The organism is Arthrobacter sp. RT-1, from assembly GCF_003367205.1.
Classification (GTDB): Bacteria; Actinomycetota; Actinomycetes; order Actinomycetales; family Micrococcaceae; genus Arthrobacter.
In genome coordinates, this window is the sequence record NZ_QRGQ01000001.1 from 203439 (window position 1) to 223050 (window position 19612).

Genomic DNA, 19612 nt, shown 5'->3' on the forward strand with positions numbered 1-19612 from the left:
CGGGCTTCCGGCCAGAAGAAGGACCGAGCAGCCGTGAGCCGAGACCTTACGTAGGCATGGGCCCGCGTTGTAATGTGACGGCGTGATCGTCCCCAATATTTCCCAAACCGCTGTGGCGGTCGCGGATCACTACGACGAACTCGATCCGATATATCGCCGGGTGTGGGGTGAGCATGTCCATCACGGTCTATGGGTGACAGGTCACGAGACGCCCGCCGAGGCCGTCGAGGCCCTGGTTGACACGGTCGCCGACCGGCTGCGCCTTGTGCCCGGCGAGGCCTGCGTCGACATCGGCTGCGGCTATGGCTCTACCGCAAGGCAGCTCGCAAGTTCACGCAGCGTTCGCGTTACCGGCTTCACGCTTTCTGCTGAGCAGGCCCACTACGGCGCCGCGCATCCCGTACCTGACGTGGACATCCAACTCCGCGACTGGCTCGCCAACGGGCTGAACGATGCCTCGGCCAATGCCGCGTGGGCGATCGAGTCCAGCGAGCACATGGTGGACAAGCCCCGGTTTTTCGCCGAGGCGCATCGCGTGCTGTCGCCCGGCGGCCGCTTCGTGATCTGTGCGTGGCTCGCCGAGACTGATGCCAGCGGCTGGAAGGTTCGCCACCTGCTCGAACCGATCTGCCGCGAAGGGCGCCTGCCCTCAATGGGCACGCGCGAGGAGTATGAGGCAATGGCAACGGCGGCGGGGTTTACGATCGCCGGCTATGAGGATGTCAGCCGCCGCGTCGCGCGCACTTGGACGATCTGCGCCCTCCGGCTTCTGAAGGCCTTGCTCGTCGATTCCGAGACCCGGCACCTCGCCCTGCGCGCACGCAACCGCATCTTCGTCCTAAGCATCCCGCGCCTGATCCTGGCCTATCGCACCGGTGCGATGCGCTATGGAATATTCACGCTGTCGAAGGCGAGTGAGAGCGGGATGCCCCCGCGATAACCCCCGCCCATCAAGCGCATGACTAATTTGTCATATTGATCACGTTTCGTGTCACCTGCCGTGACCCTCTGCTTACTCTGGGGTGGATCCTGCCCGCGAGCAAAAGGAAACCCATGGCACAGGCACACGATCCCACCACCGGAACCGCTTCAAGGAACGACCCCCCGCCGCAAGAGAAACCACAGGACCCAGGGGAGCTCCCCAGGTCCCGGCGTCCCCGGTTCCTCACGCACCTGGCCGCTGACGTCCCGGCATCGCTCGTTGTGTTCCTCGTCGCGCTGCCGCTTTCCCTCGGCATCGCAGCGGCATCCGGCGCCCCGATCATGGCCGGACTGATCGCCGCCGCCGTCGGCGGCATCGTCGCAGGCAGCCTGGGCGGATCCCCCCTCCAAGTGAGCGGACCCGCTGCCGGATTGACCGTCATCGTGGCCGGGCTGGTGCAGGAATTCGGCTGGCAGGTGACCTGCGCGATCACCGCAGCTGCCGGCGTCGTACAGCTCCTGCTCGGCATCAGCCGGGTGGGCAGGGCCGCCCTGGCCGTCTCACCCGTGGTGGTGAAGGCGATGCTGGCCGGCATCGGCATCACCATCATGCTGCAGCAGATCCACGTCCTGCTCGGCTCCCAGCCGGCAGGCTCCGCGCTGGAGAACCTCACGGGCCTCCCCGCCGCCATCATCAACCTGGAACTGCACGCAGCACTGCTCGGGCTCGCCGTGGTGGCGATCCTGCTGGGCTGGAAGCACCTTCCGGCTGCCGTGCGCCGGGTCCCGGGACCCCTGGCCGCCGTCGTGGCCGGGACAGCCCTGTCCGTGGCGTTCGCGCCCGCCGTGGAACGCATCTCCTTCAACGGATCAATCCTCGACACCGTGGCGCTGCCCCAGCTACCGGAAGGCAACTGGCGTGCAATAGCCTTCGCCGTTCTTTCCATGGCCCTGATCGCCAGCATCGAATCGCTGCTGTCAGCCGTCGCCGTCGACAAGATGCACAACGGCGCACGGACCAACCTGAACCGGGAACTGATGGGCCAGGGAGCCGCCAACATCGTGTCCGGCTCCCTCGGCGGACTGCCCGTCACGGGCGTCATCGTGCGCAGCGCCACCAACGTGGAGGCGGGCGCTGCCACCCGCGCCTCCGCCGTCCTGCACGGCGTCTGGGTCCTGGCCTTCTCCGCCCTCTTCGCCGGACTCATTCAGTTGATCCCGCTCGCCGTCCTGGCAGGGCTGCTCGTGGTGATCGGTGCCCGCCTGATCAAGGTGGCCGACATCAGGACCAGCCGCCGCACCGGGGACCTCCTGATCTACACCGTGACGCTGCTCTGCGTCGTCTTCCTCAACCTGCTCGAGGGCGTCCTCATCGGCCTGGCACTGGCCGCGGTCAGCGTGCTGTGGCGAGTGCTGCGGGCCTCGGTTCAGGCACACCCGCCCGTCCCACCTTCGGACCTGTGGCGGGTCACCATCACCGGATCGTGCAGTTTCTTCGCCCTGCCGAGGCTGAACCGCGTGCTGCACTCCGTCCCGGACGGCAAGGACGTTGTGGTGGAGCTGAACGCCGACTACCTGGACCATGCCTTCCGTGAGGCCGTTGTCGCCTGGCGGAAGCAGTACCAGGCCACCGGCGGGACCGTCGCGCTGGAGGAACACGGAAACACGCTCTTCCAGGATGCGGCCCACCAGGTGCCCAAACGCCAGGAAGCCCATGAGCTGCCGCTGCCGCCCCGCACATCGTGGCAGTCCGCAGGAGAAACGGGGGAGGACCCGCAGCCCCGGCGCTCCATCCTTGGCGGGATCAACAAATACCACCGGCGCTTCGCGGACAAGGTGCGTCCGCTGGTGCAGGATCTGGCGGAAGGCCAGAACCCGGACACGCTGTTCGTGGCCTGCGTTGACTCCCGGGTGAACCCGAACCTGCTGACCAGCAGCGGGCCCGGTGACCTGCTCACCCTGCGGAACATCGGCAACGTGGTGTGCCATGACGGCCAGGATGCGTCCATCGACTCTGCGCTCTCGTTTGCCGTGAAAGGCCTGGCGGTGGACTCCATCGTCATCTGCGGACATTCGAATTGCGGAGCCATGAAGGCCCTGATCGAGGACGCCGCCGGCAACGGGAACAAGGCCCTGGGCGCGGGATTCTATGCCTGGCTCAACCACGCCCGGCCGAGCTACCTGGAACTGCTGGCGGACCATCCGGTTGCTGTCGCTGCGGCGGATGCCGGGTACAGCCCGGTGGACCAGCTGGGCATGGTCAATGTTGCCGTGCAGCTCAGCAAGCTGGAAACGCACCCGGTGGTTGGTCCGGCGCTGGCCAGGGGAGCCGTCGAAACCACCGGCCTCTTCTACGACATCGCGACGGCGCGGGTACTTCTTGTGACGACGTCCGGCATCGAGTTCCTGGATCCGGCGCAGGCCGCGGCCAAGGCCGGGGCAGCGGGTTCGGCGAAGGCGCCTACGGGCTAAGCGGCAAGGCGCCCAGCCGATACGGCAAGGGCACCGGTTCCATGGAACCGGGGCCCTTGCCGTGCAGGGCGGACTACTCCATGGGGCTGGACCGGGCGATGTCCCAAGCGTTGGTTGCCGCGGCCATCAGCAGCGCGGCCCCGAGCATGTGCGCGGCCACCAGCAGGGCCGGAATGCCGTTGTAGTACTGGGTGAAGCCGATGACGGCCTGCAGCACGGTAACTCCCAGGAGCCCAAGGACAGCGGTGCGGAAGGGCCCGTTAATCCGGCGCATGACCACGAGTGCCAGCGCGACGGCGGTCCCGGCCGTGATCAGGTAGGCCGGCACGGCGTGGATGTGGGAGAACAGGTCCCAGTCCAGCCCATTGCGGGGAGCGTCGGCGTCCCCGGCGTGCGGCCCGGCCCCGGTCACCACCACGCCCAGCATCACGGCGAGGGCGGAAAAAAGCGCGACGGCGGCGGTCACCGGCCGCATGATCCCCGGCAGGGCGCGGTGCCGGGCCGCCATGAACCGGCCGGCCCTGCCGAAGGCACGGTTCACCAGCAGGGTGGCGAACACCACCAGTGCCATGGACACCAGGAAGTGCAGCCCCACCACCCAGGGGTTGAGGTTGGTCAGCACTGTAATGCCGCCGATCACGGCCTGGGCCGGGATGCTGGCCAGCAGGCCAAGGGCCAGGAGGAACAGGTCCCTGCGCTCCTTCCGGAGATTCCACAGGTACACGAGCATCAGGGCTGCGACGGCGGCCAGGGCAAAGGTAAGGAGCCTGTTCCCGAATTCGATGAACCCGTGGATGCCCATCTCCGGCGTGTTGACCAGGGACGTGTCCGTGCATCGTGGCCAGGTGGGGCAGCCGAGCCCGGACGCAGTCAGCCGTACGGCCCCGCCCGTCACCACAAGCAGCGTCTGCCCGATCAGGGACGCAACAGCGAGGCGGCGGACGCGGGCGTCCACGGTGCGGGGCAGCCGGGATACCAGGCGGCCGGCCATTTCGGGAAGGCGTGAAGCCGTGCTCACGATGTACTCAATTCCACTTGAACCAACGGATGGCAGCTGCCCCGGCAACCAGGGTCCAGAGCAGTAGTATGAGGGCGGCGCCGCCGTTCACGGCGCCGGCGAGGAATGCGTCGCGCATGGCTTCGCCCAGTGCCCCTGAAGGCAGGAACCCCACCAGGCCCTGGGCTGCGGCCGGGAGCCTTTCTGCGGGGATCACGATTCCCCCCAATGCGCCCAGGAGGATCCACAGCAGGTTGGTGATGGCCAGGGTGGCTTCCGGCCGGACCGTCCCCGCCACCAGCAGGCCGAGGGCCGTGAACGCGGCAGCGCCCAGTGCAAGGAGTGCCAGCCCGGGAACCCAACCGGCTGCCGGCGGCTGCCAGCCCAGGGCAAAGGCGACGGCACTGACCACTGCCACCTGCAGGCACAACACGGCCAGAACCGAGAGAGCCTTGCCGGCGATCAGCCCGCCGCGGCCCAGGGGAGTGGTGGACAGGAACCGGAGCACCCCGTAGCGGCGGTCGAAGCCGGTGGCGATGCCCTGGCCGGTGAATGCCGTGGACATTGCGCACAACGCCAGGATGCCCGGTACGGCCACGTCGATGCGGCTCGCGCCCATCCCGTCGAGGAACGGCGTCACGGTCAGTCCAACGAGCGCCAGAAGCGGCAGCACCACAGCCAGGATCAGCTGCTCGCCGTTGCGCAGCATGGTCAAGGCTTCGTATTTGCCCTGAAGCAGCACGCGGCGGAGCAGGGTTGCGGCCTCTTGCCGGTCCGATGCCTCCGCGGTGCCGCCGGTGGCGGCACCGGATTGGGTCGGCTTCATCGGATGTCCTTTCCCGAGATATCCAGAAAGACGTCTTCAAGGCTACGCGCCTGCAGGCTCATCGAGGCGGGCATGATGTTGTGGGTCTCCCACCAGGCTGCCAACGCGGCGAGGTGTGCGGGCGTCAAACTGCCCGTGATGCAGTAGCTGCCGGCCCGGGCTTCGGTGACATCGATATGCGCCGGAAGTACGGCAGCAGGATCCAGCCCCGGCGGAGCCTCGAACACCAGTGTCCGGACATGCTCCGCACCTGCCTCGACGGACGGGTCGCGCTGCAGCAGCTCCCGGACGGTTCCCTCGGCAACGTTGCGGCCGCCGTCGATGATGTAGACATAGTCAGCCAGGCGCTGGGCGTCGTCCATCAGGTGCGTGGTGAGGATGATGCCCATCCCCGCGTCGCGCAGCTCGGAAATCAGGTCGAACACCAGCTGCCGCGACTGGGGGTCCAGGCCCGCGCTGGGTTCATCCAGGAACAGAACTTCGGGCCTGCCGATCAGCGCGGCGGCGAGGGCCAGGCGCTGCTTCTGCCCGCCGGAGAGCCGGCGGACGGTGGTCCTGCCGAAGGTATCGATCCCCAGCCGCTCGATCAGCTCATCCACCGGCCAGGGCCGGGCATACAGTCCGGCAATGTGCCGCAGCAGCGGAATGGGACGGGCCGACGGCGGCAGCCCGCCGTCCTGGAGCATCACACCTACGCGGGAGCGCAGCTCCGCCCCTGCCGCGGCGGGATCGTGTCCCAGCAGCGAGATGCTGCCGCCGGTCCTTTTTTGCAGGCCCTGCGCACACTCGAGGGTGGTGGTTTTGCCTGCCCCGTTGGCCCCCAGCAGGGCCGTTACCTGTCCGCGTTCGGCAACGAGTGAAATGCCGCTGACCACCCGAAGCATTTTGCCGTCAAGGCTGGTAAGCGGGCCGACATCCTTAATGAGCCCGCTGATGGACAGAACGGGGGATTGGGGGGAACGCACCCCAGTATTCTACGGGATGTAGTATTTTCCGCCGTCCGCCGCGCAGCCTGCTGAGGTCAGCCTGTCCTTACTGGAGTGGGGGAGTAAATTACGACATGATTGTGTTGTGTATTCCATGAGCAATGCTACTGCTGTGCCTTTTGCCGGGCACGGAGCCTCCCAGGCTCCCGCAGACCGGGGCCCCGCGGCCTCCGGTCCGGTGGCCGATGCGGATGAGCGCACCCGGGACCGCGTCCTTGCGGCGGTCCTGGAGCACGGGCCTGTCAGTGCCGCCGAACTCGGCGACCTGCTCGGATTCACGCCGGCTGCCGTGCGCAGGCACCTGGACCATTTATCCCGCGCGGGCGTCATCGAAGTCAAGCGTGTTGCGCGTTCCGGCGCCGGGGCTGGCCGCCCTGCCCGCCGCTATGTCCTCAGTTCCGAGGGCCAGTCGAGCCTCGGCAACGACTATCTGGACATCGCCGCCCTTGCACTCCAGCAGCTGCAGAAAGTTGCCGGACCCGACGCCGTCCGGGCATTCGCCGTCGAGCGTTTTGCTGACATGGAACGGCGGTACGCGCCGGAAATCGAAAAGGCCGGTCCGGACATCAGCGACCGGGCCAAAGCGTTGTCCGACGCGCTGACCCGCGATAACTTTGTTTCGTCCGCGGCGTCCATCGAGGCCAAGGCCCCGCTTCCGGCCGCTTTGTCCAGCGTCCAGCTCTGCCAGGGTCACTGCCCCATCCAACAGCTCGCCGCCCGGTTCCCCGTGTTCTGCGACGTGGAGACCGAGGTCTTCTCGAGACTCGTTGGCGTGGACGTCCGCCGGCTCTCCACGCTTGCCCGCGGCGGGCATGTCTGCACCACCCATATTCCTACAGGCAGGCTGTCTGCCCAGGGGCCCACAAGGCCTTCGGTAGCCCCCGCCAGCCTGAATGAAGTAACCAACCATCAGCAAGAAAGGCCGTGATGACGGACCAACTATCAGAGAAAGCGGTAGCCGAAAACACTGTGATCTCAGAGATTCTGGAGAAGAATCCCGAGCTCCACGGCATCGGTAACTACGAGTACGGCTGGGCTGACAAGAACGACGTCGGTGCCAACGCCCGCCGCGGCATCAATGACGAAGTGGTCCGTGATATCTCGGACAAAAAGAGCGAACCCGAGTGGATGCTCGACCTTCGCCTCAAGGGCCTGAAGTACTTCGACCGCAAGCCCATGCCCACCTGGGGTGCAGACCTCTCCGGCATCGACTTCGACAACATCAAGTACTTCGTCCGGTCCACGGAGAAGCAGGCTGCCACCTGGGAAGACCTGCCCGAGGACATCCGGAACACGTACGAGAAGCTGGGCATCCCGGAAGCTGAGCGCAGCCGCCTGGTCTCCGGCGTGGCCGCACAGTACGAGTCCGAGGTTGTCTACCACCAGATCCGCGAGGACCTCGAGGCCCAGGGCGTCATCTTCCTGGACACCGATACCGCGCTGCGGGAGCACCCGGAGATCTTCCAGGAGTACTTCGGCACCGTCATCCCGGTGGGCGACAACAAGTTCGCTTCCCTGAACACGGCCGTCTGGTCCGGCGGTTCCTTCGTGTACGTCCCCAAGGGCGTCCACGTGGACATTCCGCTGCAGGCATACTTCCGCATCAACACGGAAAACATGGGCCAGTTCGAGCGGACCCTGATCATAGCCGATGAGGACTCCTACGTCCACTACATCGAGGGCTGCACCGCGCCGATCTACACCTCGGACTCGCTGCACTCCGCCGTGGTGGAAATCATCGTGAAGAAGGGCGCCCGCGTCCGGTACACCACCATCCAGAACTGGTCGAACAACGTGTACAACCTGGTGACCAAGCGCGCCATCTGCGAAGAGGGCGCCACCATGGAATGGGTCGATGGCAACATCGGTTCCAAGGTCACCATGAAGTACCCGGCCGTCTACCTCGTGGGCGAGCACGCCAAGGGTGAGACCCTCTCCATCGCATTCGCCGGTGAGGGCCAGCACCAGGACACCGGCTCCAAGATGGTCCACATCGCGCCGAACACCAAGAGCTCCATCATCTCCAAGTCGGTGGCCCGCGGCGGCGGCCGTGCGGCATACCGCGGCCTGGTCCAGGTCCGCGAAGGCGCCAAGCACTCTGCCAACACCGTCCGCTGCGACGCCCTGCTCGTTGACACGATCAGCCGGTCGGACACCTACCCCTACATCGACATCCGCGAGGACGACGTTGTGATGGGCCACGAAGCAACTGTTTCCCGGGTCAGCGAAGAACAGCTCTTCTACCTGATGTCCCGCGGCATGCGCGAAGACGAAGCCATGGCGATGATCGTCCGCGGCTTCATCGAGCCGATTGCCCGCGAGCTCCCCATGGAGTACGCACTTGAGCTGAACCGCCTGATTGAACTGCAGATGGAAGGGTCCGTCGGATAACGATGACTGAAATCACTACTGAAAAGGCCCGCATCGGCGCGCCCTCAGCCCAGCCGTTCATCGACGGCTTCACCGAAGAAGGCGAAAGCCTGTCGCCCATCAACGCGGCAGGCTCCAAGGCTCCGCTTGCCGGCGCCTCTGCCAAGAGCCACTCGCACGGCGGCGGCGAAGGCGTTCCGGACAGCTCACGCGCCGGCCGCCTGACGTCCTACAAGCTGGCCGACTTCAAGCCGCTCACCGGCCTGGAGGAAGACTGGCGCTTCACCCCGCTGAAGCGCCTGCGCGGCCTGCACACCGAGGTCCTGTCCGGCGCTGCGCCCACCGTGATCGTCAAGGGCCCGGAAGACGTCACCGTAGAGGGCGTCGGTCGCGACGACCAGCGGATCGGTACCGCCGGCATTCCTGAGGACCGCGTGTCCGCCAACGCCTGGGAGAACTTCGCCCAGGCCACGGTGATCACCATTCCGTCGGAGTTCGAGGCGCTGACCGAAATCACCATCGACATCGAAGGCACGTCCCTTGAGGCCGCCGCCCAGCACCTGGTGATCGTCGCCAAGAAGTTCTCCAAGGCTGTTGTGGTCCTAAACCACCGCGGCTCGGCCGTGGTCTCGGAAAACGTTGAGATCATCGTAGAAGACGGTGCCAGCCTCACGGTTGTGTCGCTCCAGGAATGGAACGACGACGCCGTCCACGCCTCCTCCCAGCAGGCTAAGATCGGCCGCGACGCCAAGCTCAAGCACGTCATGGTAAGCCTCGGCGGCGACCTTGTCCGCGTCACGCCGTCGGCCCGTTTCACCGCCCCCGGCGGCGAGGCTGAACTGTTCGGCCTGTACTTCGCCGACGCCGGCCAGCACCTTGAGCAGCGCCTGTTCGTGGACCACGCCGTGCCCAACTGCAAGTCCAACGTCCTGTACAAGGGCGCGCTGCAGGGCCGCAACGCCCACGCCGTCTGGGTTGGCGACGTCCTCATCCGCAAGGAAGCCGAAGGCACCGACACGTACGAGGCCAACCGCAACCTGCTGCTGACCGACGGCGCCCGCGCCGACTCCGTGCCCAACCTCGAGATCGAGACCGGGCTGATCGAGGGTGCAGGCCACGCCAGCGCAACCGGCCGGATGGACGACGAGCACCTCTTCTACCTGATGGCGCGCGGCATCCCCGAGTCCGTGGCCCGCCGCCTGGTGGTGCGTGGCTTCCTGAACGAGATCATCCAGCAGATCAAGGTCCCCTCCATCGAGGAGCGGCTGACCGAAGCTGTTGAGCACGAACTCGCACTGACGGACAACTAGAAGGTACGGAGCACGGGTTTACAGATGACTGACCAGCCAAAGGGCGAGCTTGTCTGCAAGGTGGATGACATCCAGCTGAAGCAGGCGCTGCGGATCCTGATCGACGACTACCCTGTGGCCATCGTCAAGGACTCCATGGGGGAGATCCATGCGATCGGCGACACCTGCTCACACGCGGACATTTCCCTGTCCGAGGGTGACGTGGAGGGCTGCGCCATCGAATGCTGGGGCCACGGCTCGCAGTTCGACCTGCGCAGCGGCGAGCCGCTGCAGTTGCCCGCCTACGATCCCGTCCCGGTGTTCGCCGTCGAGATCAGCGGGGACGAGGTCTACGTGGACTTCACCAATGTCCTCAACGGCGCCGAAGCTCCGAACTTCAGCTAGCACCACAGATTTACGAACCAACTTCCAGACAGAGACCGCACCGCCGCCGCCAGGCACGGTGCAGAGGAGAACAAGACACATGTCTACTCTTGAGATCAAGGACCTGCACGTCAGCATTGACACGGAGCAGGGCACCAAGGAAATCCTGAAGGGCGTCAGCCTGACCATCCGGACCGGCGAAACCCACGCCATCATGGGCCCCAACGGCTCCGGCAAGTCCACGCTGGCCTCCACCATCGCCGGCCACCCGCGGTACAACGTCACCAGCGGCTCCATCACCCTGGACGGCGAAGACGTCCTGGAGATGAGCGTGGACGAGCGCGCCCGCGCCGGCGTCTTCCTGGCCATGCAGTACCCCGTAGAGGTCCCCGGCGTCAGCATGACCAACTTCCTGCGCACGGCCAAGACAGCCATCGACGGCGAAGCACCCAAGCTGCGCACCTGGACCAAGGACGTCAAGGCTGCCATGGAGCAGCTGCGCATCGACGCCGACTTCGCCCAGCGCAACGTCAACGAAGGCTTCTCCGGCGGCGAGAAGAAGCGCGTGGAGATCCTCCAGCTGGAGCTCTTCAAGCCCAAGTTCGCGGTCCTGGACGAGACCGACTCCGGCCTGGACGTCGACGCGCTGAAGGTCGTCTCCGAGGGCGTCAACCGCGCCCACGCCGAGGGCAAGATGGGCACGCTGCTCATCACGCACTACACCCGCATCCTGCGCTACATCAAGCCTGACTTCGTCCACGTGTTCGTGGACGGCCAGGTTGTCGAAGAGGGCGGCCCGGAACTGGCCGACCGCCTCGAAGAAGAAGGCTACGACCGCTACGCCAAGGGCGCCGGCACTGCTGCCGCACCCGTCGCGGTACAGGCCTAGTCAGGACCTGCCATGACCGAAATCAACGCAGCCCGCACGAGCCTTGAGGACGTCGAAGAGGCCCTCAAGGACGTCATCGATCCTGAGCTCGGCGTCAACGTGGTGGACCTCGGCCTGCTGTACGGCCTGAAGTACTCCGACGACGACGGTGCGCTGCTGATCGACATGACGCTGACCACCGCCGCCTGCCCGCTCACCGACGTGCTCGAGGAGCAGGTCGGCAAGGCGCTGGACGGCGTCGTGGACGACTGGCGCCTGAACTGGGTGTGGATGCCGCCATGGGGTCCCGAGCGGATCACCGACGACGGCAAGGACCAGATGCGGGCCCTCGGCTTCAACATCTGACATCCCCCTGCTTACGACGACGGCCGATTACCTTCGCTGCGAAGGTAACCGGCCGTCGTCGTCCCTCATTTCCCACCATCCGTTGCTCCGTATCTGTCGTCTTCACCGCTCTAAACGACACCTGCGGAGCAACCGATGGGGCTAAACGGAGGGGAGCATGCTCGATGGGGTTACAGCGAGGGGGCGGAGAACGTGTCGCACTGGTTGATGTCGCCGGTCTCGTAGCCCTTGTAGAACCACCGCTGGCGCTGCTCGCTGGAACCGTGGGTCCACGCCTCGGGAGTGACGCGCCCGGTGGCTGCCTCCTGGATGCGGTCATCGCCCACCGCTGAAGCGGCGGACAGTGCGTCGTTCAGGTCCTGCTGCGTGAGGGCCTCCAGGAACGGCTGGCCATCAGGACCCGGCTGGGTTGACGCGTGCTTAGCCCAGAGACCCGCATAGCAGTCTGCCTGCAGTTCCACGCGCACGGCACCGGACTCAGGGCCTTGCGGATCCTGCTGGGCGCGGTCCAGGTATCCCAGGACGTTCTGGATGTGGTGGCCGAACTCATGGGCCACCACGTACTCCTGGGCCAGCGGGCCGCCGGAAGAACCGAAGCGGTTGACAAGTTCCGTGAAGAACCCGGGATCGAAGTAGGCGGTGGTGTCCGTGGGGCAGTAGAAGGGGCCCACAGCGCTGGATGCCGTGCCGCAGCCCGTGCTCACGGCCTCCTCAAAGATCACCGTCTCCGGCCGCGGGTACTGGACGTTGTACTGCTCCAGGTAGGCAGGCCAGAAGGCGTTCAGGCTGTTAACGGTGCCGGTGATCCGGCAGTCCACGCGGGCATCCGCGTCGGCGCCGCTCTCACACGCAGGCGCGGTGCCCTGCGCCTGCGGAGCCGGGGCCGCACCGCCTGCCAGGCCCTCGAGGAGCTGCGGATTTACGCCGAAGAGCGCAGCGATCAGCAGCAGGAGTCCGCCACCGATGCCACCCCCCACCTTGGCGCCGCGGCCCATGCCGCGCCGGTCCTGGACCTGTGAAGGATCCAACTGCACATTGTCGTTGAAACTCATAAAGTCACATTACCCTCGGGCCCGGAACTCAATCCGTCCCGGCCGGTAAAGTTGATCCGATGCCTTTCCTCAACAGAATCCAGCGCTGGGCGGACGAACGGCCGCACCACACCGCCGTCGTGGTCGCTGGCCGCCGCCTTTCCTGGGCAGAGCTCCGCGATTCAGCTGCTGATCTGGTTGCGGACACGAAGTCGATTACGCCCCTCTGCGAGGCCAACTCCACAGGTTTCGCCGTGAAGCTCGCTGCCGCGGTTGCCGGAGGGCGCCAATGCGCAGTCCTTGATCCGGCCTGGCCCAGCCAGTTGCGGGAAAACATCATCCGCCGCGTGGAAGGGTCGGCGCTTCCCGCCGCAGTGGCCCCGGATGATGCCCTTGCCGACGGGCCGTCGGAGAGCACGTTCCTCATCGGCCTGACCTCGGGCACCACGTCGGTGCCCAAGGCCTTCACCCGGTCCCGCCGTTCCTGGCAGCAGTCCTTCGAGGCGTCGATCGAATTCTTCGGCCTGCGCCAGGATGACGTGACCCTGGCCCCCGGCCCGCTGGCGGCCAGCCTGAACCTTTACGCGCTGGCCGAGTGCCTTTACGCCGGGTCCGAATTCCAGACCCTGGAAAATTTCGACGTAGGAGATGTCCACTCCGCGATCACCCACGACCGCGTCACCCGGCTGGTGCTGGTACCCACCATGTTGCGGATGCTCAGCGAGCGCGGCCTGACCGGCTGTGTTGACGCGTCCGGCGTGCGGACCATCATCAGCGCCGGCTCCAAACTGGATGCGCGGACCCTCGAAGCCGCCCGCCGCTGGGCCCCCAACGCCACCATCTTCGAGTATTACGGCGCCTCGGAGCTGAGCTTCGTCTCCGGTGCCGGGCTGCCCGCCGGCCAGGCATCGGCTGTGGGCGGGACCGGTATTGGTCGTCCCTTTCCCGGGGTGGACGTGCGGATCCTCGACGACGCCGGGACGCCCCTTCCGGACGGGGAATCGGGCAACATCTGCGTACGCAGCGCCCTGGTCAGCAATGGCTACCTGTGGGGCGACGACGGCCAGGCCCTGCGGTCCTTCAACGGCTGGTACACGGTGGGGGACCAGGGTTACCTCGACGCGGGGGAGCTGCACATCCTGGGGCGGCGCGCTGACATGATCCTCACCTCCGGCAAGAACGTCTATCCGCACGAGGTTGAGCTTGCCCTCGCGGCGGTGCCCGGGGTGGCGGCCGCCGTCGCCGCGGGCATGCCGGACGACCTCCGCGGCCAGCGGGTGGTGGCCGGCGTTGTCCCTGCCCACGGGGGGATCACGGCAATGCAGCTGCGGGCGGGGCTTGAGGACATCCTGGCCAGGGACAAGCGCCCGCTGCAGTACTACGTCCTCACCGAACTGCCCCTCACGGACCGGGGCAAGGTCAGCCGGAACCTGCTGCTGGAATGGATTGATACCCGCGACCCCAGAGTCCGGAACCTTGGCGCCTGAGATCCTGCCCCCGGACCGGCAGCCCGTCATCATCGCGGCCCGGCGGACCCCCGTGTGCCGGATCAACGGCCCTCTCGGAACGCTGCGCGCCCACGAGCTTCTGGCTCCCGTGTTGCGGGAACTGGTGACTTCCTCCGGGGTTGAACCGGGCGCTGTCGCTGACGTGGTGATGGGGAACGCAGTGGGTGGCGGCGGCAACGTGGCCCGGCTGGCGCTGCTGGAGGCAGGCCTGCCGGTCAGCGTGCCCGGAATGACGGTGGACCGCCAGTGCGGTTCAGGCCTGGACGCGGTGGTCCTTGCGGCCCGGCTCGTGGCAGCCGGCGGGAATCCCCTGTATCTGGCCGGGGGAGTGGAGAGTACGAGTACCGCGCCGCTGCGCGCCCACCGGAACGACGACGGCGGGCCGGAGTTCTACCGGCGCGCCCAGTTTGTGCCGGCCAGCTTCGGTGATCCGGACATGGGGGAGGCCGCGGAGACAGTTGCGCAGAAGTTTGGCGTGGGCCGGGAGCGCCAGGACGCCTTCGCGCTGGCGAGCCATCGAAGGGCTCTTGCAGCGGCCCAGGCCGGGTATTTCGACGGCGAGATTGTGCCGCTGGGCACCGGTACCGGGACCGTTGCAGCGGACGACGGGCCCCGGCGCGGCCTGACCGCCGCCGTGATGGCGCGTTTCCCGCCCGTCTTCGTCGACGGGGGAACTGTCACCGCCGGAAACTCATGCTTCGACGCGGACGCTGCATCCGCCGTCGTTATTACGTCTGTCCAGCGCGCGCAGGAACTGGGGGCAGCCGACGGGCTGCTGGTGCTGGGCACCGGGACGGCCGGCGTGCACCCGGAGGTCCTCGGGGTGGGCGCCGCCAGCGCGGCGCGCGACGTTCTTGACCGCGCAGGTGTGACCGCGGACCAGCTGGACCTGGTGGAGTTCAATGAGGCGTTCGCGTCCCAGACGCTTGCCTGCCTTGACGAGCTGGGCATCGACGGGGAACGGGCAAACCTCGACGGCGGGGCGCTGGCTCTGGGCCATGCCTACGGTGCTTCCGGCGCCGTCCTGGTCACCCGGCTGCTGGCCCAGGCGCGCCGTGCGGAGGCTCCGGGCGCCCTGGCGCTGGCCATGATCAGCAGTGCCGGCGGGATGGGTACGGCGGCCCTGTTCCGGTACCAGCACCTCAACAACGGGTAATTCCCTGCTTCGCTGCAGGCGGAGGTTCAGTCCTCCGCTTCACCTAGGCCGCGGGCAGCCAGCGCCTCACCGGTCTGGCGGGCAAAGGCCACCGAGGTGATAAACACCGGCAGGACCAGTGCACGCGGATTGCGTTCGAGGCCGCGGGCCCGGGCGGAATCCCGGACGTCCGCGAAGGTCCCGGCGATGTAGGGGATGCTGCGGAGCATGATCCCGATGGTCAACGCGAAGCGTTCCGGATCCGCGCCGAACCTCTTGAAAGGGCCTGCCGCCTTGACCACGCCGTCCAAGAGCTGCTGCACGGGGGTGGTCGCGGTGAGCAGGGACGCTGCAACGACGCAGACGAGGATGTTCAGGACAATCCGGGCCGCGGTGGGTGCACCCAGCTGCCACCACTGGAACAGCCCGATCACCAGCAGGACCGCGGCGAGCGGGCGGACGGCCCCCCACAGCCGCTTCAGGCCGGCCCCCGTGAGCAGGAACAGGCCGCAGAGGCCGGCGAGCACCAGCAGCGAAATGCGCCAGTCCAGGATGGCGAAGGACGCAAGGCCGCAGGCGAAGACCAGCAGGAATTTTACTGCCAGCGGCGACCGGTGGACCAGGGAATCTCCCGGGACGTAGTTGGCCAGCAGGAAACCGTGGCCCCTCATCGTTGTGGTCCCCGCGCTTGCAGGCTGTCCAGGCTTTCCGAGCAGAGCGCGCGGTAGGCCTTCACGGCATCTGCGGCGGCGCCGTCAAAGGCTACTTTCCCTTGTTCGATGACCAGCACGCGGTCCATTTCCAGGGCGAGTTCGAGGTCGTGGGTGGACATGATGATCTGCTGGTCAAGGCCGGCCAGGGTCCTGCGCAGGAGTTCGCGGTTGCGCAGGTCCAGCAGGGTGGACGGTTCGTCCAGTACCAGCACCGCGGGATCCACCGCCAGTACGGCGGCGAGCGCCATCAGCTGGCGTTCGCCGCCGGACAGTTCGTAGATGCTTTGGTCGGCCAGGTGCAGCAGCCCGAGCCGGTCCAGGGCCGCTTCGGCGAGCCTGCGCCGCTCGGTGCCATTTTTGACGGAGCGGCGGAGCGACAGCTCCACGTCCTCCCGCCCGGTGGGCATGACCAGCTGGGAGAGGGGATCAGTGAAGACAAAGCCGACGCTCCGGCGGACTTTGCGGACGGCACGGACTGTATCCTCGCCGTCGACCGCTATCGTGCCCGCCGTTGGCTGGATGAGGCCGTTGACCAGGCGCAGCAGCGTGGACTTCCCGGATCCGTTGGCGCCAATGACTCCCACGCGCTGCTCCGTGAGCTGCAGGGTCACATCTTCCAGGAGGACCTTGGGTTCCGGCCGGTGGTCCAGCGGAACAGCTACCGCTACCTGGTCAAACGTCACGTCGGGCATGGTGGATCCTAGGCGTTGGCAGGCTGCGGAACGCTGCGCTTGACCCGGCGCACCAGGATGTCCGGGAATGCGCGGTGCAGGGCAACGGCGATGACGGCCGCGAGGATGTTTTTGATGATGTCACCGGGGTAGAAGACCACGTCGCTCAGGAATGCCTGGCCAAGCGTCGCCTTGGTGTTGAGCGCGATGCCGGCGATGCCCAGCGAGTGCACAACCACCACGCTGGTAACGGTGGCCGAAAGGAACAGCCACAGCGCACGGGCTTTGGTGGTCCGGCGGATGACTACGGTGGCCAGCCATCCCACAACAAGGGCGGCGATGGGGAAGGCGAGGATGTAACCAGCCGAGGGTCCGGCCAGGATGCCCAGGCCGCTGCGGCCCTGGCTGAAGATCGGCAGCCCGGCGAGGCCGAGGAGGACGTAGAGGCCGACGGCGGCGAAGCCCCTTCCAGGGCCGAGCACCAGGCCGGTGAGCATCACGGCCAGGGTCTGGAAGGTGATGGGGACGCCGAAGCCGTTGACGGCGAGTCCGGGCACCAGCGCGGATCCCGCCACCAGGGCCGCGAAGACGGCGATGAGCCCGAGGTCTGTGGCGTTCCAGCGGCGCTTTTTGTTTGAGGTGCTTTTGACGGCTGTGTCAGTGTTGCTCATGGCGGTCCTGTCGGGGTTGTACAAGCGGAATCTAGTGTACTGCCGACGTTACCGGCGCCGCTGTGGGGCCATTTTGTAGGGGGCCTACTAAAGCCGGTCCTTGGCTTTGATGGCTGGGTACTAACTCAGATTCACGAACTCCATGCATCCCTAGCGCGTGATGGTGAATGTCTCCACGGGCGTTGCGCAGGAGACAAGCTCAAGTTGTGGAATTCCTGTTGCACGGTTGTTTTTGCCGGTGTCATCGCACCAGTCGATATCGTGCGGCATTGCGGTGACGATCGCTTCTCCAACCGCTGACTCTTCAGGCACAGTGAAGGTAAACGTGAATTCCCCAGCGTCAGTCATTGGAGCCCTTGCACTGATGACTTCAGCGCCACTTTGATCGGTGACGCTTACTTGGACCTGGGCATTGGAGCCGTACTGGGGGTTACAGTCCGCCGCAGGTGCTGCGACTGTCACTGTCGCCCCTGGTTTGGCAATTGTTGGACTCACGGAATATGCAGGCGGGAAGCAAGGCGGCTGCTGACCGCTTTCTGGTTCCTCACGGGGGGACGAGTTGCAGGCACCTGCGGTGACTACCAGAACAACACCAAGCAGCAGCGCGGAATACCCGTCAGCGAGCTTCATGTACCGGACTCTTTGTTCAGTTCCTCGGCGAGCATCACGAGGATTCCGCTGGGGCCGCGGAGGTAGGTGAGCTTGTACATGTCTTTATAGGTCGCCACCCCGCGCAGCGGATGGCATCCGTGCTTCGCCGCTACCTTAAGTGCCTCGTCGATATCGTCGACCGAGAAGGCCACGCGGTGCATGCCGATGTCGTTGGGCCGGGTCGGGTTCGACTCGATCGCTTCGGGGTGGATGTATTCGAAGAGCTCAAGCCGGCCGTGGCCGTCGGGGGTCTGGAGCATCGCAATCTTGGCATGGTTCCCATCAAGTCCGACAGCAGTATCGGTCCACTCCCCGCTGACCGTGTCACGGCCCACCACGGTAAGACCGAGATCGGTGAAAAAGGCGATTGCTGCTTCGAGGTCGCGAACGGCGATACCCACGTTCTCCAGTTTGATGGCCATGCGTTGAAAGCTACCAAGGCGGACCGGCCAGCTCCAGAGGCGGAGGAACGAGGGGCGGGTTAGATACCAAGTATTCGGCGCTTGGCCGCGGCAAATTCTTCCGCGGTGAGAGCACCCTGGGAATAGAGGTTCGCTATAACGACAAGATCAGCCGCTAAGGATTCCTTCGCGGCTGCTCTGCCTGCCTTCTTCACACGATGCTTTCCTGCCACGGAAGAAACGGACGCTGGCTTTGTCGTGCTCCTGGTCACCGCGTACAAAACGAGCAGGATTGCACCGAGAACTGCCACCGCAATTCCCAGGGGCATGGATATGTGGGAATGTGAGGCGGTCCCGATGACCGCTATCGCCATCCCGGCACCAGCCAATCCGACACCGGATACCCATCCTGCTGTCTCACGGAGGGGGTGCTTCCCTCTGAACTCAAAGAAAAACCCGCCGGTCTCACTCGGCGCCGTGTGCTCGTTCATGTGTGAAGGATAGACCCGCCCCTCGAAAGGGAACACCCCGTTTTCCAAGAGCCTCCTCTAAAGGGGCGGTCCAGAAACTGCTCCCCCTACTACCCGCCCGTAGCGTAGCGCCGCGTTTTTGAGCAGGAGCATACTGGTTACGCCGCTCACCTCAATGGACGATAAGAGCCACCGAGCGGCTTCATTCACCGGCAGTTCCCGGGGAAATCTGCCGGCATCTTGGCGAAGGTGGAATATCCCTTTTCACGCTTCGCATCCCTTGTAGAAACGATATCGGTCTCAGAGGGGTAGAAGATCAACGATGAATCGCACCAGGACGGGACTCCTGTCGATGGTGGCCGCAGCAGCGCTTGCCATGGGACTGGCTCCCGGGACCGCGCTCGCCCATGGAGGGTCAGGGCACGGAGGCTCGGACCACAGCGACGACTGGCGGAACAATGACGATCAGCGCCGGCTGGTCAACGTCCTGCGCCACGTCACCGACGAATATCGCTGGCTGGAGAACGCCAAGGCGGACGGTTATAAGGAAATCACTAAATGCATCGAAAAACCCGGCGTGGGAGCCATGGGCTTCCACTACGCCAAGGAGGACCTGATCGATGACAAGACCCAGGCCCGAAAGCCTGAGGTTCTCGTGTACATGCCCAATAAGTACGGGCGGTACAAGCTGGTAGCCGTTGAGTTCATATCCACGGCAGCCCATCAACCTTCGATTGCCGGCGTCAAATTCGAAGCCGGGCCGTTCCCTGGGTCCCACGCGCTCCACGCATGGATATGGAGGGACAACCCGAGCGGCATGTTCGCAGCCTACAATCCGGACTTGCGCTGCCCGAAGTAATCCCCTGATGGTGATCGGGCCTG

21 protein-coding genes are annotated in these 19612 nt (G+C 65.9%); 11 read left to right on the forward strand and 10 right to left on the reverse strand.

The window, feature by feature from the left end; all coding sequences use genetic code 11:
* Positions 1 to 82 precede the first annotated feature (82 nt).
* Together DXK94_RS00905 and DXK94_RS00910 are read left to right on the forward strand one after the other, a co-directional pair.
* Positions 83 to 940: a class I SAM-dependent methyltransferase gene (locus DXK94_RS00905; protein ID WP_115523421.1), complete on the forward strand. Its 858-nt coding sequence runs from the start codon at positions 83 to 85 to the stop codon at positions 938 to 940.
* 113 nt (positions 941 to 1053) lie between these two features.
* Positions 1054 to 3393 carry a bifunctional SulP family inorganic anion transporter/carbonic anhydrase gene (locus DXK94_RS00910; protein ID WP_115523422.1) on the forward strand — a complete coding sequence of 780 codons (2340 nt, stop codon included), beginning with the start codon at positions 1054 to 1056 and terminating at the stop codon, positions 3391 to 3393.
* A 73-nt stretch (positions 3394 to 3466) separates the two neighbouring features.
* On the opposite strand, the gene DXK94_RS00915 is transcribed toward DXK94_RS00910, so the two are convergent.
* Genes DXK94_RS00915 through DXK94_RS00925 form a run of 3 tightly spaced genes read right to left on the reverse strand, consistent with a single transcriptional unit; the run spans position 3467 to position 6181 of the window.
* Complete coding sequence (locus DXK94_RS00915; RefSeq protein WP_115523423.1) at positions 3467 to 4411, reverse strand: heme A synthase; 945 nt, start codon at positions 4409 to 4411, stop codon at positions 3467 to 3469.
* 7 nt (positions 4412 to 4418) lie between these two features.
* Complete coding sequence (locus tag DXK94_RS00920; RefSeq protein WP_258868385.1) at positions 4419 to 5216, reverse strand: ABC transporter permease; 798 nt, start codon at positions 5214 to 5216, stop codon at positions 4419 to 4421.
* Complete coding sequence (locus DXK94_RS00925; RefSeq protein ID WP_115523424.1) at positions 5213 to 6181, reverse strand: ABC transporter ATP-binding protein; 969 nt, start codon at positions 6179 to 6181, stop codon at positions 5213 to 5215. The genes DXK94_RS00920 and DXK94_RS00925 overlap by 4 nt, the downstream gene beginning before the upstream one ends.
* Positions 6182 to 6296: 115 nt before the next feature.
* On the opposite strand from DXK94_RS00925, the gene DXK94_RS00930 reads away from it, so the two are divergent.
* From DXK94_RS00930 to DXK94_RS00955, 6 genes are all read left to right on the forward strand, one after another.
* The gene (locus DXK94_RS00930) at positions 6297 to 7130 is read left to right on the forward strand and encodes a metalloregulator ArsR/SmtB family transcription factor (protein ID WP_258868386.1); all 834 of its coding nucleotides are present in this window, start codon (positions 6297 to 6299) and stop codon (positions 7128 to 7130) included.
* Positions 7130 to 8593, forward strand: a complete 1464-nt coding sequence (gene sufB, locus DXK94_RS00935) for a Fe-S cluster assembly protein SufB (protein ID WP_079596064.1) — start codon at positions 7130 to 7132, stop codon at positions 8591 to 8593. Before DXK94_RS00930 ends, sufB begins: the two co-directional genes overlap by 1 nt.
* 2 nt (positions 8594 to 8595) lie before the next feature.
* Complete coding sequence (gene sufD / locus DXK94_RS00940) at positions 8596 to 9882, forward strand: Fe-S cluster assembly protein SufD (protein ID WP_115523425.1); 1287 nt, start codon at positions 8596 to 8598, stop codon at positions 9880 to 9882.
* 24 nt (positions 9883 to 9906) lie between these two features.
* Positions 9907 to 10266 carry a non-heme iron oxygenase ferredoxin subunit gene (locus tag DXK94_RS00945; protein WP_079596066.1) on the forward strand — a complete coding sequence of 120 codons (360 nt, stop codon included), beginning with the start codon at positions 9907 to 9909 and terminating at the stop codon, positions 10264 to 10266.
* A gap of 79 nt (positions 10267 to 10345) precedes the next feature.
* Positions 10346 to 11134, forward strand: a complete 789-nt coding sequence (gene sufC / locus DXK94_RS00950) for a Fe-S cluster assembly ATPase SufC (RefSeq protein WP_079596067.1) — start codon at positions 10346 to 10348, stop codon at positions 11132 to 11134.
* Between the two features lie 12 nt (positions 11135 to 11146).
* Positions 11147 to 11479, forward strand: coding sequence for a metal-sulfur cluster assembly factor (locus tag DXK94_RS00955; RefSeq protein WP_013600914.1), 333 nt, complete (start codon positions 11147 to 11149; stop codon positions 11477 to 11479).
* Between the two features lie 170 nt (positions 11480 to 11649).
* Here the strand turns inward: DXK94_RS00955 and DXK94_RS00960 are convergent, their stop codons facing one another.
* Positions 11650 to 12531: a neutral zinc metallopeptidase gene (locus tag DXK94_RS00960; protein WP_115523426.1), complete on the reverse strand. Its 882-nt coding sequence runs from the start codon at positions 12529 to 12531 to the stop codon at positions 11650 to 11652.
* A gap of 59 nt (positions 12532 to 12590) precedes the next feature.
* Here DXK94_RS00960 and DXK94_RS00965 point away from each other — a divergent pair, with 59 nt between their 5' ends.
* Both DXK94_RS00965 and DXK94_RS00970 read left to right on the forward strand, forming a co-directional pair.
* Positions 12591 to 13997 carry a class I adenylate-forming enzyme family protein gene (locus tag DXK94_RS00965; RefSeq protein WP_115523427.1) on the forward strand — a complete coding sequence of 469 codons (1407 nt, stop codon included), beginning with the start codon at positions 12591 to 12593 and terminating at the stop codon, positions 13995 to 13997.
* Positions 13987 to 15174 (forward strand): thiolase family protein, encoded by a 1188-nt coding sequence (locus tag DXK94_RS00970; protein ID WP_115523428.1) that lies wholly within the window; start codon positions 13987 to 13989, stop codon positions 15172 to 15174. The genes DXK94_RS00965 and DXK94_RS00970 overlap by 11 nt, the downstream gene beginning before the upstream one ends.
* A gap of 26 nt (positions 15175 to 15200) precedes the next feature.
* On the opposite strand, the gene DXK94_RS00975 is transcribed toward DXK94_RS00970, so the two are convergent.
* The 6 genes from DXK94_RS00975 to DXK94_RS01000 all read right to left on the reverse strand — a co-directional run bounded on the left by DXK94_RS00975 (position 15201) and on the right by DXK94_RS01000 (position 18751).
* A complete protein-coding gene (locus tag DXK94_RS00975) occupies positions 15201 to 15824 on the reverse strand; it encodes an energy-coupling factor transporter transmembrane protein EcfT (protein ID WP_115523429.1) in 624 nt (207 codons plus the stop codon).
* Positions 15821 to 16558: an energy-coupling factor ABC transporter ATP-binding protein gene (locus tag DXK94_RS00980; protein ID WP_115523430.1), complete on the reverse strand. Its 738-nt coding sequence runs from the start codon at positions 16556 to 16558 to the stop codon at positions 15821 to 15823. Before DXK94_RS00980 ends, DXK94_RS00975 begins: the two co-directional genes overlap by 4 nt.
* Before the next feature lie 8 nt (positions 16559 to 16566).
* Complete coding sequence (locus DXK94_RS00985) at positions 16567 to 17208, reverse strand: biotin transporter BioY (protein ID WP_079596073.1); 642 nt, start codon at positions 17206 to 17208, stop codon at positions 16567 to 16569.
* A 150-nt stretch (positions 17209 to 17358) separates the two neighbouring features.
* A complete protein-coding gene (locus DXK94_RS00990; RefSeq protein WP_258868387.1) occupies positions 17359 to 17838 on the reverse strand; it encodes a hypothetical protein in 480 nt (159 codons plus the stop codon).
* Positions 17835 to 18281: a VOC family protein gene (locus tag DXK94_RS00995; protein ID WP_115523432.1), complete on the reverse strand. Its 447-nt coding sequence runs from the start codon at positions 18279 to 18281 to the stop codon at positions 17835 to 17837. The genes DXK94_RS00990 and DXK94_RS00995 overlap by 4 nt, the downstream gene beginning before the upstream one ends.
* Before the next feature lie 59 nt (positions 18282 to 18340).
* The gene (locus DXK94_RS01000; protein WP_147294348.1) at positions 18341 to 18751 is read right to left on the reverse strand and encodes an SHOCT domain-containing protein; all 411 of its coding nucleotides are present in this window, start codon (positions 18749 to 18751) and stop codon (positions 18341 to 18343) included.
* Between the two features lie 301 nt (positions 18752 to 19052).
* Here DXK94_RS01000 and DXK94_RS01005 point away from each other — a divergent pair, with 301 nt between their 5' ends.
* Positions 19053 to 19589, forward strand: coding sequence for a hypothetical protein (locus tag DXK94_RS01005; RefSeq protein ID WP_115523434.1), 537 nt, complete (start codon positions 19053 to 19055; stop codon positions 19587 to 19589).
* Positions 19590 to 19612: the final 23 nt, after the last annotated feature.